This window comes from Lederbergia panacisoli (genome assembly GCF_024626525.1).
GTDB lineage: Bacteria > Bacillota > Bacilli > Bacillales > Bacillaceae_C > Lederbergia > Lederbergia panacisoli.
Genome location: NZ_JANJGU010000003.1, coordinates 294,348 through 311,904 on the forward strand (window position 1 = coordinate 294,348; position 17,557 = coordinate 311,904).

Consider the following 17,557-nt stretch of genomic DNA (forward strand, 5'->3'; position numbering starts at 1 on the left):
ACCCGCTTATTATGTCTCTTAATCTGTCAAGCTGCAGCGCCTATCGACTAGCAAACTTCTTGTCCCTCTCCCTACGATAAGTCAACATCGGGTGAAATTTGAAGTGCCAATTTCACTAGCTCGTCCCCCGCCATGTTTCCTTTATCTCAGAGGAAGGCTCTGAAGTTTGTACGTCGATGAACAGGCGCTTCCGCTCTTCTTAAGTTTAACCCATTTTTCAACAGAATAGCCAAAAATTATTTAAACATAATCAACAATGATCTATTAAAAAGTCTTCATTAACGACTATTTACCTATGACTTTTAGGACTGTTCTCCTATTATCCATCCTATTACTATTAAAATATCAGAATATTTCGCTACTGGAAATAGTTTGATAGAACTAATCAACAGAATGGGGGAAAATTATGTTGAAACGAAGTGCCATTCTTCTGTTTATCTTTCTTTTGACGTTAGGAAATATGTCGTTTGCGCAAGAGGTAAATCTTCCAAAAAAAGCGCAAAAGAAGATCCAGCCAAGAACAGAAGAGCTAATGCAAACAGTAGACCCGAACGAGGAGCAAAGAGTCATCGTTGAGTTGAAGGATGAAGCCCCAATCGAAATTGCGACTAAAAAGGGCGTTAAATTTGAAAAACTCGACAAAGCACAAAAAAAGCAGCTTGAAAAGAATGCGAAAGCTCAACAAAAAGCTGTAAAAGAAAAAATGAAAGAAAAGAAAGTACAGGCAAAATATTTAAAAGAATTTACGACCGTCGTCAATGGATTTAGCGCAGAAATTAAGCATAAAGACATTGAGGTCATTAAAAATATTCCAGAAGTCAAAACGGTCCATATTGTTAACGAATACGAGCGGCCGATTGCAACACCTGAAATGAAATACAGTAAAGAGTTGGTAGAGGCCCAAAAGGCATGGCGCGACTACGGTTTTAAAGGTGAAGGAATGGTCGTTGGAATCATTGATACAGGGATCGATCCAAGCCACCAAGACATGGTGCTTTCCGACTCTAGCACAGCAAAACTAACTGAACAGAATGTAAACGAGGTCGTTGCTGAAAACGACTTGCCAGGAAAGTTTTACACGGAAAAAGTTCCTTATGGATATAACTATATGGATGAAAATAATGAAATCCGCGAAATTCACGCAGAAGCGTCTATGCACGGAATGCACGTTGCTGGGACGGTTGGTGCAAATGGAGACGAAGACAATGGCGGTATCGCGGGGATCGCTCCTGAAACACAGCTTCTTGCGTTAAAAGTGTTCGGAAATGATCCAGAAATGCAGTCAACATATGGAGACATCTATATTAAAGCAATTGACGATGCGATTAAGCTTGGCGTCGATGTATTGAACATGAGTCTCGGTTCAACTGCAGGATTCGTGGACGCAGAATCACCTGAACAGCAAGCGGTGAAGCGTGCGGTTGAAAATGGTGTGCTTATGTCCATTTCTGCAGGAAACTCCGCATTGTTTGGTGATGGATACTACTATCCACTCGCTTCAAACCCTGACTATGGTGTAAGCGGAGCACCGGGAGTATCATACGATTCATTGCAAGTAGCTTCGTTTGAGAACTCATATATGCAAGTGGATGAACTTCAATACGCAATCGATGGCGCCTTAGGTGCAGCAGCATTCTTATCCGCGAGCAAAACTCATCCGAATGATCTTGAAGAAAACACATATGAAGTAGTGGAAGCGGGCTTAGGCACCCCAGAGGATTTTGCGGGTAAAAATGTTTCTGGTAAATTTGCCTTAGTTCAACGCGGGGATATTGCTTTTACAGAAAAAGCATTGAATGCACAAGCAGCAGGTGCTGCAGGAGTCATTATCTACAATAATACAGATGGTATCGTCAACATGGCGACAGATGATGCCATCAATATTCCGCAGCTATTCATGCTAAAGAGCGACGGAGACAAACTAGCCGCTGCCTTAAAAGACGAACAAGCTGTAACCGTAACATTTAATGGAAATTCTACAAAAATTGATAACCCATCTGCGGGATTAATGAGTGATTTCAGCTCTTGGGGCCTAACACCAGACCTTGATTTTAAACCAGAAATTACTGCACCAGGTGGACAAATACTCTCTACATTAAACGATAACCAATATGGATTAATGAGCGGTACATCCATGGCTGCACCACATGTTTCCGGAGGCGGAGCTCTCATTCTGCAACGTGTGGAAGAAGAATTCGGACTTCAGAACGCCGACCGAATTTTACGTGCTAAAAATTTACTAATGAACACAGCGAAACTACTTGATTTCGATGATGCAAAAGTTTCCCCTCGCCGTCAAGGTGCCGGCTTAATGCAGCTTCATGCCGCACTTTCTACACCTGTTATGGTGACAGAAGCAAAAACGAAAGAAGCTAAAGTTGCGTTAAAACAAGTTACGGAAAATAAAGTTACATTTGAATTAGTAGCGGAGAACTTCTCCGATCAAGCTGTTACGTATGACGTAAAAGCGAATATTCAAACGGATTCGCCTGTTCAAAACGGACCTGACTTATTAGTAGCACCTAACCTTTTCGGAGCATGGGACCTTGATGGAATGGCCACCGCGACTGTAAATGGCAAAAAAGTTAACTCCGTAACGGTTCCAGCAAATGGAACAGCGACTATTTCTGTCACAGTCGATGTAAGTGCTATTAATGCAACACTAAATAGCTATTTCACAAATGGATACTGGCTAGAAGGATTCGTCACATTAACAGATCCAACAGATCAGAATCCAGAGCTATCGGTTCCATACGTAGGGTTTAAAGGCGAATGGGATAAAGCCCCGATTTTTGACAAGCCAATGTGGGATGTTGGCACATACTATGGCTTTACTGGAGTTGTCACGTCGATGGGAAGTAATGACTTCGGATTCCTCGGTGAAGATCTAAACACTGGCGATATCGATCCGAAGAAAATAGCCTTCTCACCAAATGGGGATGGAACACAAGACGATGCAATCATAATTTTGTCGTTCCTTCGAAATGCTAAAGAAGTAAAATTCAATGTGCTTGATTCCAACAAAAAAGTAGTTCGGACGATTAGGACTGAATCGGAAGTTAAAAAGAATTACTATGATGGCGGACTTGCACCAATGTATTCACTATCTTCAGATCGTAAATGGGATGGAAAAATCAACAACCAAATAGCAGCTGATGGCGGGTACTATTTACAAGCTGAAGCTATAATTGATTTTCCAGGCGCGAAATGGCAATCGATCGAAATTCCGATTATTGTTGATACAACAGCACCTGAACTTACTGCAACCTTCGATGCTCAAAATCTAAAGGTAAAGGTCGATGCCAAAGATAGTGGCAGTGGACTTGCTTACTGGGATGTACTCATCGATGGAAAATCAATTCTCGATAAGCCGTACACAGCAGGTGAAAAAGAACACAAACTAGCAACGAAGCCAAGTCCTGAACAGAAACTCACAGTTGTCGCGTTTGATTATGCCGGAAATAAGGTGGAAAAAGAAGCAACAGAAGAAAAAGAAACAACACCGCCTAATCTTCATCTTTTGACTCCTGAATTCTTAAGCGTATCGGAGAAAGGCGAAGTAGTATTCTCCGGTTATGTGAAAGATGAATCAGGCGTGAAAGAAGTAACGATTGACGGTCAAAAAGTAAAACTTACTTATAATAAGGCAAATGATCAATATGAGTTTTCACATAAAGTTAAATACAAAAAAGATGGCTACTACACAGCAAAAATTAAGGCTGTTGACAATGTTGGAAATGAAACAGAAATCGCTCGTCGCTTTTTCGTTGATACATCGAAGCCAAAGGTGAAAGTAAATGCAAAAAACAACGTTGATACTGACACTGTCATTGCAACGGCTGAAATCCAAGACAATTTCGATGAAATCCGTGTATATGTAAACGGCAATGAAGTGTTTAAAAATGAACTATCTGAGCCTTACAGCATGAAAGAATTCAAGCAAACGCTTGACGTCGAGCTAGAGCTGCAAGAAGGCAACAATACGTTTATTTTCGAAGTCGTTGATCTTGGTGGGCACGTAACAAAGGAAACCGTGAAGATCAAGATGAAAGGCAAGAAAAAATAAGCTCTTGCAAAAAGATGTAACGAAAGCTTGTCTACTTTCGTCTAAGTAAGTAAGTAAGCCACATAAAACCGGCCTCCTTGTGCGAGTGCCGGTTTTTATTAAAGACTCTATTATTATTTATTTATTTATTTATTGTTGATTTCGTGTATGTTAGAGAATAAATAGGCGGAGAATTTCCGGTTAATGTATTTAGAGGAAGCTTAAGAAGCTGAAATAAGCGGAAATATTCCGGTTAACTGCTCTAAATATAACAAAATCCGAAGATTTGAACCGCATAAACGGAAAATCTCCCCTTATTTTTAAGGAAATATGGATATTTACCAAAATAAACGGAATTTTTACGACTATTTTTCAAAAGTCTTGAAATCAACATTCAGTTATAACAAAGCCTTATTAAAAAAATGTAATTCCTCTTATATGTATGCTAAAATTCTATCCAAGTACAAAATGGCTTGAAAGAGGTTTTACATAAATGGGTACGAAATATTTAGGTAACATTAAAGTAGATGTTATGACATCAAATGAAGTTCTTAATGAAATTAATAAAAAGTTAGCCAAGCGCGAGAAGTTCAAATTATTCTTTTTAAATGCTCATTGCTACAATATTTCACAGCAAAGTGAAGAATATGCAACCAATTTAAATAATGCAGAGTATGTTTTAAATGATGGAATTGGGGTAGAGATTGGAGCGAAGCTTTTAGGATTTACCTTTAAGGAAAACTTAAATGGAACCGATTTAATACCAAAAATATTGGATCTCGCTGCAAAAAGCAATTCTTCTGTTTATTTACTTGGCGGCAGTCCGGGTGTAGCGGAGCAAGCAGCTGAAAACTTCAAAAAACAATATCCCCAAATATCAATTGTTGGAGTTCAAGATGGATATTTTAAGGATACAGAAAAAGTAATTGAGAATATCAATAATGCAAAACCGGATATATTAATTGTAGCACTGGGTGTTCCGTACCAAGAGAATTGGATATCGGATCACTTTTCAAAGATTAACGCCAATCTTTTTATGGGCGTAGGGGCCTTTTTGGACTTTTCTTCCAATCGAGTAAAACGAGCGCCAGAGTTTTTATTAAAAGCTCGTATGGAATGGGTATACAGACTTGTTAATGAACCTACCAGGCTGTGGAAAAGGACGATTATTGGAGTTCCGCAATTTTTTTACTACATTATAAAAAATAAATTAAAATAACCGAGTGTAATAATGCTTTATTGGTGAAAGTTTAACATTTATTGGTGAAATTATATACTATAATTGACGAAACGTAAAACTTAATTGGTGAAAATCGTCCTCGGATTGGTGATAGTGAAAACTTAATTGGTGAAAATCGTCCTCGGATTGGTGATAGTGTAAGCTTAATTGATGAAAATCGTCCTCGGATTGGTGATAGTGTAAGCTTAATTGATGAAAATCGTCCTCGTATTGGTGATAGTGAAAGCTTAATTGGTGAAAATCGTCCTTGGATTGGTGATAATAAAAGCTTAATTGGTGAGATTCAGCCCCAGATTGATGAAAGGGCCAGCCTAATTGGTGAAATTCGAATCCAGAATTGATGAAAAGTCTTAATTTCTGGAAGTTTTAAAGACTAGTTGAAAACTAGCTTTAAGTCGGATACTATTAGATTGGGATTATATTAAAATTTAATTTGCATTTTTTTAACATAAATGTAACAAAAAGACGTGAGTAAGCACTAATAATTTACGTTATATTAACAGTAAAGGAGGTAGACAAACAAAATGGAATATCTGTATTTAATTATTTGTTTTGTTGCCTCAATTTGCATTACACCTCTTGTAAAAAAACTTGCATTGAGATACAAAGTAACAGATAAACCAAATCATAGAAAAGTCCATAATAAAGTTATGCCAAGACTTGGCGGCTTAGCCATTTACTTGAGTTTTATCATCGGACTCATCATCTCCAGGCAGGATAGTCCTTTTTTATGGCCCATTATCATCGGCAGCACGATTATCGTGATAACGGGAATTTTGGATGACAAATTTAATTTGTCTCCACGGTATAAATTGATAGGTCAATTTTTAGCCGCGATTGTCGCCATTAGAGGTGGATTTGATTTAGAATTCATTAACCTTCCTTTTGGTGGGAAATTGGAATTTGGTTATTTTATCGTACCAATTACAATCCTATGGATCATTGGTATTACAAACGCCATTAATTTAATTGATGGATTAGATGGCCTTGCTGCCGGCGTTTCTGCAATAGCACTTATTACATTGAGTATTATGGCCTTTATTCAACAAGATATCTTTGTTTTAACAATCGCCCTTATTCTTTTAGGAAGTACTCTCGGATTTTTACCATTTAATTTTTATCCAGCAAAGATATTCATGGGCGACTCGGGTGCGTTATTTCTCGGTTATATGATTGCAGTTCTATCATTGTTAGGATTTAAAAATGTAACATTTTTCTCATTCGTTATCCCGATTATTATACTGGGTGTACCAATATCTGATACAATCTTTGCGATTATCCGACGAATCATCAATAACCAACCGATATCGTCTCCTGATAGGTCCCATTTACATCACCGGCTCCTTGGCTCCGGATTTTCACATCGGCAATCAGTTCTAGTTATTTACGGAATTGCAGTCATGTTCAGCCTTGCAGCAGTCGTGTTCTCGATGGCAACGGTTTGGGGATCGCTAATCATTATCGTAGTGTTACTGTTTGCGATTGAATTATTCGTGGAAGTAATGGGCTTAGTTGGAAAAGATTATAAACCTTTATTGAAATTTATGAGACCAAAACCATCTAGTCGATATAATGATCGTATATAAAAAAGCAAGAGCGGACGATAGGGGCTGCTCTTGCTTTTTTGTATAATAAAAAGTCTAGTCCGCTTTGGACTAGACTTATCAGTTACTCTTGTGAGTCAACAACAGGATCGGCTACACTATTTGTTGCCGCCGTTGAAGTAACTCCTAGATGTTGTTTAAGTGTTGTTTTTGTCTGGGCGAGGGCATTTTCATCCAACTGCCAATAATACACGTTCTTGCCACTGCTATTTGGAATATAGCTGTCAAACCCTTCAAGAGTCATTGTGTCAATCGTAAGGTGACTGGCAATACCATAATCAATAAAGGCTTTAATTTCATCAAAGGTCATATCTGTTTTCATATTCGAACCAATCGCATCAATCACTTGACCATATTTTACGACGGAAGTTCCTGAAGCTGCTTTTTTCACGATAGCTTTCATGACTTCTTGTTGTCGCTTCCCGCGTTCAATATCATTGTCTATTTTTCTTGTTCTTGCAAACGCAAGGGCTTCTTCACCATCTAATGTTTGCATTCCAGGTTCTAGACTAATGGCGCCTGCCTTATCCTTCGAGTTTTGCTCGGAAAAAGCAAATGGTACATCGATATCGATTCCCCCAAGTGCATTGACTATTTCCATGAATGCTTCAAAATCCACACGGACATAATAATCGACAGGAATATCTAATAAATTTTCTACTGTATCAATTGTTGCTTTTGGACCGCCATAGCTATGAGCATGGTTGATTTTAGTAGAATATCCGACTTCATCGATGTATACATAGGAATCACGTGGGATAGAGAGCAGCTTTACCGACTTTTCTTTTTCATTTAAAGTGGCCAGTAATAGAGCATCTGAACGAGTGTTATCACCTTGGTTGCGTTTGGCACTCTCGTCAATTCCGATAAAAAGAATAGAGACATTATCGATCTTAGGATCCACTTTTTTCTCGCGTAGATCAGACTTGCCATCACGATCATCATGGAATGACTCTGCCATCATATTTTCAGCTTTAATGTACAAATGGACGCCATAGCTAATTCCTAAAGAAGCAAGCAGTAAAATAGGAAATACCAAAAACCAAAATATCTTTTTTCGGTTTCTCTTCTTTTTATTAACTTTTAATTGCTGTCTTCCCATTAAGGTAAACTCCTTTATTATAAATTCAAAGTAAATGTTTAATTAAGAAAATGTAAATTGCTAACTTATATCATACTATGTTTTAGTGAATCCGTAAAATACAATTTTATGACAAACCTTACTAGTCTAGGAAAAAATAAAAACCCAACATGTGGGTTTTTAATCGGCAGTGACTGCACGCGCTTTGTAAAGCGTCTGTATTAACTTTTCACTGGAATCTCCACGAGAATATTGATTCCATTCATGGGAAAATTCCACAACTTTGTAGAGATCATATTGCGCCGATGCAATGATATCAATTAAGCTGCTAGTATCTTTAACAACGGGACCTGGAACAAGCTGATTATAATCCTCCCAAAACCCCCGTGATTTTTCGTATTCATGTAAATCATAAGCGAAAAAAATCATCGGCCTTTGAAGAAGTGAATATTCAAATGGGATGGAAGAGTAATCAGATATTAACAGATCTGTAACAACTAATAAATGGTTAATATCTTCATATTTTGAAACATCGTACACAAACTCAGGATACTGATTATTAAGTTCCACTTTGACAGCCGGATGAATACGCAAAAATAATACGTATTCATCTTTTAAAGCTTTGTACATGGCCGCAATATCCAAATTTAAACTAGATACATGCAATTCATGATCACGAAACGTTGGAGCATAAAGGATCACCTTCTTCTCCTGGATAACCGGATAACGCTGCGTCAATTTTTCCCTAACTTGCGCTAAAGCAGCTGAATCAAAAAAGAAATCCGTTCTCGGAATCCCACTTCGCAAAATATGTTTGTCTGATAGACCAAAGCTTTGACGGAAAATATCTGCCATTTTTTCACTGCCTACGATTGTATAATCAATTCGGTCATACACCTTCTTAAAACGCTGCAGCGCCCGCTTTGAGCGTCCGCGAATAGATGGATCTTTAAGACCAAACTGCTTAATAGCACCCGCTGCATGCCAAAGTTGAATACACGATACATTTTTCCTAAACGTTGTGACAGCCAAAAATCCAAAATAATTATCGACAAATATATGAGTGGATGTCGCTAAATGGAAGATAGATTTGATCCATTGAAAAAAGTGCCGTGGTTCGAAATCTAATACGATTCTCGAAGCTTCGTCAAAATCCACTTTACATTGGGATGTTTTCAAAACCACAACTTGTCCATCTGTTTGTTTTTCTAATTCCTTCAAAGTAAACAAAACATTATCCCCAAATGAAGCAACGAAGGTTGATTTCTTCTTTTGGGGATAGAGTTTGAAGATATGGAAGAAAAAACTGAATAATAAAAGGTATATACTAATTGCTATTTCTCTAACCATGTTTAGTTTTATTTAAATCATCCTTTATTTTTGTTGTTGAAATTCCTACTGTTCTTGGGAAATAAATGACATCGCAATATTTCTTAAGATAATCAAACTTACCTTCCCAGTCATCCCCCATTACAAAAACATCAATGTTATGCTTCTTGACATCATCAACCTTCTGATCCCAATTTTGTTCAGGAATAACCTCGTCTACATAGCGAATTGCCTCAAGGATAGCTTTGCGCTGTTCGTACGAATAGTATGCTTCTTTTCCTTTTATGGCATTAAATTCATCAGTTGAAACCGCGACAACCAAATAATCACCATATTCTTTTGCTCTACGCAAAATATTAATATGCCCTGTATGGAGCAAATCAAACGTTCCGTAAGTGATGATCTTTTTCACAATTGAAGCCTCCAGTGTAAGGGATTATTTGTATTATATCTATATTTTATTGTTACTTCAAACCCTGAAAAAATATTATTCAATATATATTCTTCGACGTCATACAATATTCATTTATAAAAAAATAGAAAGAAATGCAAAAAGTGTATAAAACATATTAACAATCAGCTAAATTTAATGCATACTGATGAGTAAGAAAAAAATGTAAATAAATGAAAAAAGGAGTAGGATTTTTGAGAAATTTAATAGCTAATGTCAAAAAAATGGGATTAATCATTCCACTATTGTTTATTCTTCCTTTTGCCCAGACAGTTGAGGCTAATAATGAGTTTAATGGATCTGATAACTTTGAGGGTTACATTAGTAATAATGAAACCATAGGTGATGATATAGGAAGGCAAACTCCTGAAATAGAAGATAGCCAAAATGACGGAGAGACTGAAAATATAATAGAATCACAAGATCATCCTATAGACACTGCTGAATCTGGAATGGTAAAAAACATTTCTGAATCAGTTGACGAAGTATCACCAGAAGAGCCAGCGAAGATTGATCAGGAAATTCATATAAAAGAACAAAAAGAGAGCACGGAACATGTTCAACCTAAAAACCAAGTATTAACAACAATCACTGATCCCATTGAAGAAAAAGCGGATGAGGAATTGGAATCTATCACATTGCAGTATGGGGTTTATCATAATAGTGTAATAGATTTAAAGAGGACTTTAGAAAAATTAGGATTTCCTGTTCCAGGCAATACGACCGATTATTTTGGTGCAAATACAAAAAAGCAGGTAATAAATTTTCAACAATACTATGGAGTATCCGAAGAATCGGGTGTAGTGGGAACTCAAACCTTAGATAAAATAGAGGAAATCCTGTCTAGTTCCTATCAAAATGGGAAATACGATTCGAAAATAATTACATTGAAAAAGAATCTGGATATACTTGGCTTTTCTGTTCCTGGTAATCAAACCGATTATTACGGGCCATTAACGGAAAAAAAGATGCGAGAATTTCAAAACAGCAACGGGCTGATTGTGAATGGTATTGGTGACCCTGTTACAATGAATAGGTTAGAAGGAATGTTAAATGTTCTTATGTATAGTGGATTATATAGGGATGATGTGATTGATTTAAAGAAAAACCTTAAACTGATTGGTTTTACTGTATCAAATAAACCGACCAATTATTTTGGACCGGCCACAGATAAAAAGGTAACTGAATTTCAGCAATACTATAATATAAAAAATGATAAATCAGGAGTAGCTGGGTCAGCAACCTTATCCATGATAGATGAAATCCTATCTACTACTTATCAAAAAGGGAAATACGATTCAAGGACAATCACACTGAAAAAAAATCTACAGAGACTAGGCTTTACCGTTCCCGGAAATCAAACAAACTACTTCGGGACCCTGACAGAAAAGGCGGTAATAGATTTTCAAATAAAATATAAGCTAGTTGCCAACGGCATAGGGGATTCAGTTACATTAAAGAAGATAGAAGAATTATTGAATGCGCCTATGCAAAATGGTCTATATAGAACAGATGTGATCGATTTAAAGAAAAATCTTAAGAAGCTAGGGTTTCTGGTTTCCAATAAACCGACCATATTTTACGGACCATCTACCGAGAAGAAGGTAAAGGAATTTCAACAACATTATAAAATAAATGATAAAGTTGGCGTTGCAGGAGCTGCTACTCTTGCTAAAATAGATGACACTTTATCCAGTCCATATCAAAAAGGAAAAAAATATTCAGGAACGATTACTTTAAAAAATAATCTAGAAAAGATCGGTTATTCTGTATCTAAAAAACCGACAACTTACTATGGTCCCATCACTGAACAACAGGTAAAACAATTTCAGAAAATATATGGTTTGCCTATTAGTGGAATTGCTGATGACATCACATTATTAAAGTTAGAAAATGTAGTGAAAAACAATACTGTAAGAATATTTTTAGACCCTGGGCATGGTGGGAAGGACTCGGGCAGCACGGGGTATGGTCTTAAAGAAAAAGATATAGTACTAGACATTGCCTTAAAAGTAGAAAAGATTTTAAAGTCAGAGTACAAAGGGGTAGATGTGAAGCTTTCAAGATCCTCTGATAAGTTCATTGAGCTGGAAGAACGTGCTCGTATGGCGAATGATTGGGATGCAGATTATTTCATAAGCATACATAATAATGCTTTTAATGGAAGTGCTAATGGATTTGAAAGTTATATACACAGTAGGAAAGCAACAAAAACAGAGATAGAAAAACAAAAGCAAATACACCAATATATAATAAAGGAGCTTGGTTTAGCAGATAGAGGCATGAAAGAGGCTGATTTCAGTGTATTGCGCAATACGAATATGCCTGCAATTTTATTAGAGTATTTGTTTATAGACAACGCTTCGGATAATAAAATGTTAAAAGACCCGCGCTTTCGTGAAAAATTAGCAAAGACTACAGCAAAAGCAATTGCGAGTGCTTTTAATTTAAAGAAAAAATAATTTGTAAGAGTGAGCTGCTGTTATGGCTCGCTCTTTTTTTGCACTATAAGTGAAAATATAATATCTGAATATTTCATAAGTAATAAATGAAAAGATTGTAAAATATGACAATATTACCTTGAAAAAAAGCAAATATTGTATAATACTAGAATAATATAGTCAAATTTATTAGGAGAGGACAGGATGTTCAGAGTGAAAAAAAGGAAAATATTAGTTTTACTTGCAGTTTTTCTATTATTTCAACTTAATTTTAGTACTTATATAGCAAATGCTGCGGATAATACATCGGTGGAAGTTTTAGATCAGGAGCATGAAGATACGGATGATAATATTATTTCAAATGATGATGATATTATTAGAAACGACGAAGAAGATGAATCATTGACAATCGAAATTACGGATGAGGAAGAAGACGATAATCCAGATGATTCGCCGGCTAATAATATTACGGAAAGTAATAATGAGGACATCCAAAACGAGAGTTCAGACAGCAGCCCAAATGTAGAACAAGAAACACAGATAGATGAAGAAGAGAAAATTGAGGATTCAGAACAATCTCCCATCGAGGAAACGACTATTACTACCAAAACAATATCACCAAAGGCTGAAGTACGATCACTAGCAACAAATGTCGATATTGTACTTAAAAACGGTATAAGGGATCCGAGAGTAATAGACTTGAAAAAAGATCTGGAACAATTAGGTTTTAAAGTTCCAGGTAATGGAACAAATTTATTTGGCCCTGATACAGAAGAAAAAGTGATAGAATTTCAGCAATATTATAGTGTAGATGACGTCAAAGGCGTTGCAGGTGGTCCAACTTTACTCAAAATAGAGGAAATTCTTAACTCACCTTTGCAATCTGGCAAACGAGATATTCAAACCATAACACTTAAAATTAATTTAGATAAATTGGGTTACACGGTTCCGGGGAATACAACGAACTACTACGGAAAAGAAACACAAGCGCAGGTAATGGCTTTTCAAAAAAGTCATGGTTTAGTTGTAAATGGAATTGCCGACCCAGTTACGTTAAAAATAATTGATGAATTATTAAATTTTGAAATGTCAGTTGGGCTTTATAGTGATGATGTTATTAAACTGAAGAAAGATCTTGATAAATTAGGCTTTCCTGTATCAAAAAAGCCAACTACCTATTATGGACCTACTACTGAAGCGCAAGTTAAAGCATTTCAACAATATTATAACGTTAATGATCCATTAGGAGTGGCAGGAGCAGCTACATTAACAAAAATAAAAGAAATTTTATCGACTCCTTTACAATATGGGAAACGAGATAGCCAAACCATAAACCTTAAAATCAAGTTGAACCGACTTGGTCATCAAGTTCCTGGAAATACAACGAATTATTATGGAAAGGATACAAAGGCAAAAGTTGAAGAATTTCAGCTCAAATATCGTTTAGTTGTGAATGGGATTGTAGATCCAGTAACTTCAAATAAAATCGAAAGTCTGTTAAGCGCACCTTTAGCGAAAGGGCTATATCGAGATGATGTAATTACCTTAAAAAAGGACATGAGCAAAATAGGCTTTACCGTATCTAAAAATCCTACAAATTATTATGGATCAACAACAGAAGCGAAAGTTAAAGAGCTTCAAAAATATTATAAGTTGACGGTCAATGGAATTGCCGACCAAGCAACTCTTAAAAAGATAAATCAAGTTTTATCAAGCCCGCTCCAAATAGGAAAAAAACATAAAAACACAGTAACTTTAAAAGAGAATTTAGCACAACTCGGTTTCAAAGTTCCAGGCAACGGTACAAATCTATATGGAACAGAAACAGAAAAGAAAGTAAAAGAGTTTCAAAAACGATATGGACTTATTGTGAATGGGATCGCTGACGAAATAACGTTAGCAAAAATTGACGAACTGCTAAAAAACTCAAGCACAACATACAACTATACTTTACAAAGTGCGTTGAATATTCAGATGAATACAAATCCACAAACTGATAAATACCGAAATAGCCCGGCATATATCCATAGTTCTTTAGTTGATATCATTACTAAAGCCGTTATTTCTGGGGACCCTGTTAACTTGCGAAAAACGCCAAAATTAAATGGAACAGTTTTTGAACAAGTAAAGAGAGGTACTGAAGTATCATTTATTGAAGAAGTAAAAGGCGATGTATATGCTGGAAGTGATAAGTGGTATAAAGTAACGTATAAAAAAGAAACGGTTTATGTTCATAGTTCTTTAGTGAGTATTACCAGAAATACCGGTAAGGTAAATACTGACAATTCAAATATCCGTGAATCGACTAATACAACGAGTCATAAATACGGATCATTAGCGAAAGATAAAACTGTTACGATTGTAAAAGAAGTTAATGGAACGTCCGTAAGCGGTAGTAAAAAGTGGTACCAAATTAGCTTTAGTGAATGGAGAAATGCGAAAAGCTCCGATGTTCTTCCTTATTTAAACCCTGACAATAACGATAAATATCAACATTTATTATTATCTAGTACTGCCGGTTTATCTGCTGCAGATTTAAAAGTGGTGCTAAATGACAAAGGGATTCTAAAAGGAACTGAATCATCTTACATAAAGGCTAGTAAGGAACATAATGTAAACGAAATATACTTGGTTGCTCATTCTCTATTGGAAACAGGAAATGGAACCTCCACATTAGCGAAAGGGGTCTATGTGGACAAGAACGGGAATACGATTCGGGACAGCAAAGGAAATCTAATATTAGACGAAAAGAAAGTTCCGAAAGATGCGGTTAAAGTCTATAATATGTTTGGAATAGCTGCAGTTGATAGTAATGCCACAAATGGTGGAGCGAAATACGCTTTCCTAAAAAGCTGGACAACTCCTGAAAAGGCAATAAGCGGTGGGGCTGAATGGATTTCGACAAATTACGTTAATCACCCTACTTATAAGCAAAATACATTATATAAGATGCGTTGGAACCCTAATAATCCGGGTACCCATCAATATGCAACTGATATTGGCTGGGCGGTTAAACAACTTGCTAGAATTAAAAATTTGTACGATCAGCTTCCAAACGCGAAACTATCCTACGATATTACAAAATACAAAAAATAAAGAAATGAAAAATACCAACCTGACAAGGAACCGCTTGTTAGGTTGGTATTTTTGCATTAACAAAGGGATCATTATATTCAGGTTTAGAATAATTGGATAATTATTACCCAAGAATAGAACATGAGGATAAGGTATTTTGTTTAGGAGAGTTGACAATGAGCAACATAGTTTCTTTTATCGTTACTTTAATAAAAAATAAGGTTTTAAAAAACATATGTATTGCTATGTTGAAATTGTTTAGTCAACTTCCTGCAGATCATCGCTTGGTTATGTTTGAAAGCTTTTTAGGAAAACAGTACAGTTGCAATCCGAGAGCCATATATGAATATATGGCAAAACATTGTCCTTCTTACAATATGTATTGGAGTTTTGATAAGAAAACTTATAAAACATACAAAGCAACAGAGATAAAATGTGTTAAAAGATTTTCACTGAAATGGATGTTTTTGATGGCAAGAGCGGGGTATTGGGTAGCAAATAGCAGATTGCCATTATGGCTGCCTAAGCCTCGACATGCAATATATTTGCAAACATGGCATGGGACGCCTTTAAAAAAATTAGCGGCAGATATTGAAGAAATTCACCTGCCTGGTACGAATACAACGGAATATAAGAAATGTTTTTTGGAAGAAGCAAGTAAATGGGATTATCTGATTTCCCCTAATAACTATTCAACTAATATATTTCGCCGAGCATTTCAATTTAATAAAACCATCATTGAATCAGGATATCCAAGAAACGATTATCTCCATTATAGAAATAATGATGAGGTAATTAACGAGATAAAGAACAAGCTAGGCATACCTCTTGATAAAAAAGTCATTCTTTATGCACCGACTTGGCGAGATAATCAATATTGCAATAAAGGAACATTTAGGTTTCATTTAAAATTAGATTTAAACAAAATGAAAAAAACATTTGGTGAAAAATATTATATAATTTTAAGGCTGCACTATCTCGTCGCCGAAACATTGAATATCTCACAATTTGAAACTTTTGCGTACGATTTTTCGTCATATGAAGATATACGCGATCTTTATCTTGTATCTGATCTTTTGATTACAGATTATTCATCCGTTTTTTTTGATTTTGCCATATTAAATAGGCCGATATTCTTTTATGTGTATGATATTGAAGAATATCGAGATAAATTAAGAGGATTTTATTTTAATTTGGAGACAGAGGCTCCAGGGCCGCTTTTTAAACACACAGAGGACTTGATTAAAGGTATACAAGACTTTAACATAAATGGTCAATACCCGTATGAAAAGCTACATACTTTTCAAGAAAAATATTGTAAGTTGGAAAATGGCACTTCCTCAAAAAAAGTTGTGAATGAAGTGTTTAAAACCCCTTGCTAAAAAGGTTATAATTGTATTTTAAAGTTGAAATCAGTATTATGTAATAAATAGAGAGACAACAGGAAGGAAAATTTTATGAAGTCCGCACTAGATATTTTGAAAGAGCAGTTTCAACATTTTTACTTAATAAGAAGATTGTCTTTATATGAATTAAAAAGTGCTAATAATAATAATTATCTTGGCATGGCATGGGAAATTATAAACCCATTAATACACGTAGCTATATATTGGTTTGTTTTTGGATTTGGAATTAGACAAAGGGCTCCAATGGAGCTTCAGGATGGATCGGCGGTTCCATTTCTTTATTGGATGCTGGCTGGGATCATTCTCTGGTTTTTCTTTTATCAATCCGTCATTCAAGGATCAAGATCCATTTATACGAGAGTAAAATTATTATCAAAAATGAACTTTCCAATGAGTGTCATACCAAACTTTGTTATATTTTCGAGGTTATATGTACATTTTATTATGGTTATGATAACCTTTATCATCTTTGCATTTTCCGGCTATAAAATTACCATATACTATTTGCAAATTATATATTTTATGTTTTCGACGTTTGCTTTTTTATATGCATTAACACTGATTACATCTACTTTAACCACGATTATTCGTGATATTCAAATGTTTATCCAATCATCATTTCGTATGTTGCTTTATTTATCGCCAATTCTATGGACGATCGACAGATTGCCTGAATCACTGCAAATTATTATGAAAATTAATCCCCTTTATTATTTAATTGAAGGTTATAGGTCCGGATTTTTTGGACTCGGCTGGTACTTTATTGAGCATTGGCAATATACACTTTACTTTTGGGGATTGACAATCGTCCTTTTTTTATTGGGTTCTAGTTTGCATGTCAAATTCAAACGGCATTTCATCGACTATGTTTAAACTTGGATGTGA

General features: G+C 35.7%; 9 protein-coding genes and 1 pseudogene. 7 read left to right on the plus strand and 3 right to left on the minus strand.

The window, feature by feature from the left end; genetic code table 11:
* The first annotated feature begins 406 nt into the window (after positions 1 to 406).
* The 3 genes from NQ185_RS20140 (at position 407) to NQ185_RS07080 (ending at position 6,871) form a co-directional block, all read left to right on the plus strand.
* Positions 407 to 4,066 (plus strand): S8 family serine peptidase, encoded by a 3,660-nt coding sequence (locus tag NQ185_RS20140; RefSeq protein WP_307000349.1) that lies wholly within the window; start codon positions 407 to 409, stop codon positions 4,064 to 4,066.
* Between the two features lie 472 nt (positions 4,067 to 4,538).
* Complete coding sequence (locus tag NQ185_RS07075; protein WP_257580924.1) at positions 4,539 to 5,264, plus strand: WecB/TagA/CpsF family glycosyltransferase; 726 nt, start codon at positions 4,539 to 4,541, stop codon at positions 5,262 to 5,264.
* Positions 5,265 to 5,809: 545 nt separating this feature from the next.
* On the plus strand, positions 5,810 to 6,871 hold the full coding sequence (locus tag NQ185_RS07080; RefSeq protein ID WP_257580925.1) for a glycosyltransferase family 4 protein: 1,062 nt from the start codon (positions 5,810 to 5,812) through the stop codon (positions 6,869 to 6,871).
* 82 nt (positions 6,872 to 6,953) lie between these two features.
* Here NQ185_RS07080 and NQ185_RS07085 read toward each other — a convergent pair whose 3' ends face one another.
* The 3 genes from NQ185_RS07085 to tagD form a co-directional block, all read right to left on the minus strand.
* The gene (locus NQ185_RS07085) at positions 6,954 to 7,991 is read right to left on the minus strand and encodes an LCP family protein (RefSeq protein ID WP_257580926.1); all 1,038 of its coding nucleotides are present in this window, start codon (positions 7,989 to 7,991) and stop codon (positions 6,954 to 6,956) included.
* A 159-nt stretch (positions 7,992 to 8,150) separates the two neighbouring features.
* Positions 8,151 to 9,200: a CDP-glycerol glycerophosphotransferase family protein gene (locus tag NQ185_RS07090; RefSeq protein WP_257580927.1), complete on the minus strand. Its 1,050-nt coding sequence runs from the start codon at positions 9,198 to 9,200 to the stop codon at positions 8,151 to 8,153.
* Between the two features lie 112 nt (positions 9,201 to 9,312).
* Positions 9,313 to 9,711 (minus strand): glycerol-3-phosphate cytidylyltransferase, encoded by a 399-nt coding sequence (gene tagD / locus NQ185_RS07095; RefSeq protein ID WP_257580928.1) that lies wholly within the window; start codon positions 9,709 to 9,711, stop codon positions 9,313 to 9,315.
* Positions 9,712 to 9,923: 212 nt separating this feature from the next.
* Here tagD and NQ185_RS07100 point away from each other — a divergent pair, with 212 nt between their 5' ends.
* The 4 genes and pseudogenes from NQ185_RS07100 to NQ185_RS07115 all read left to right on the plus strand — a co-directional run bounded on the left by NQ185_RS07100 (position 9,924) and on the right by NQ185_RS07115 (position 17,545).
* Positions 9,924 to 12,212 (plus strand): peptidoglycan-binding protein, encoded by a 2,289-nt coding sequence (locus NQ185_RS07100; protein WP_257580929.1) that lies wholly within the window; start codon positions 9,924 to 9,926, stop codon positions 12,210 to 12,212.
* A gap of 183 nt (positions 12,213 to 12,395) precedes the next feature.
* Positions 12,396 to 15,287: a peptidoglycan-binding protein gene (locus tag NQ185_RS07105; RefSeq protein ID WP_257580930.1), complete on the plus strand. Its 2,892-nt coding sequence runs from the start codon at positions 12,396 to 12,398 to the stop codon at positions 15,285 to 15,287.
* A gap of 179 nt (positions 15,288 to 15,466) precedes the next feature.
* Positions 15,467 to 16,648, plus strand: a pseudogene (locus tag NQ185_RS07110) (CDP-glycerol glycerophosphotransferase family protein); the annotation flags it as partial.
* A 75-nt stretch (positions 16,649 to 16,723) separates the two neighbouring features.
* Positions 16,724 to 17,545, plus strand: a complete 822-nt coding sequence (locus tag NQ185_RS07115; protein ID WP_257580931.1) for an ABC transporter permease — start codon at positions 16,724 to 16,726, stop codon at positions 17,543 to 17,545.
* Positions 17,546 to 17,557 lie beyond the last annotated feature (12 nt).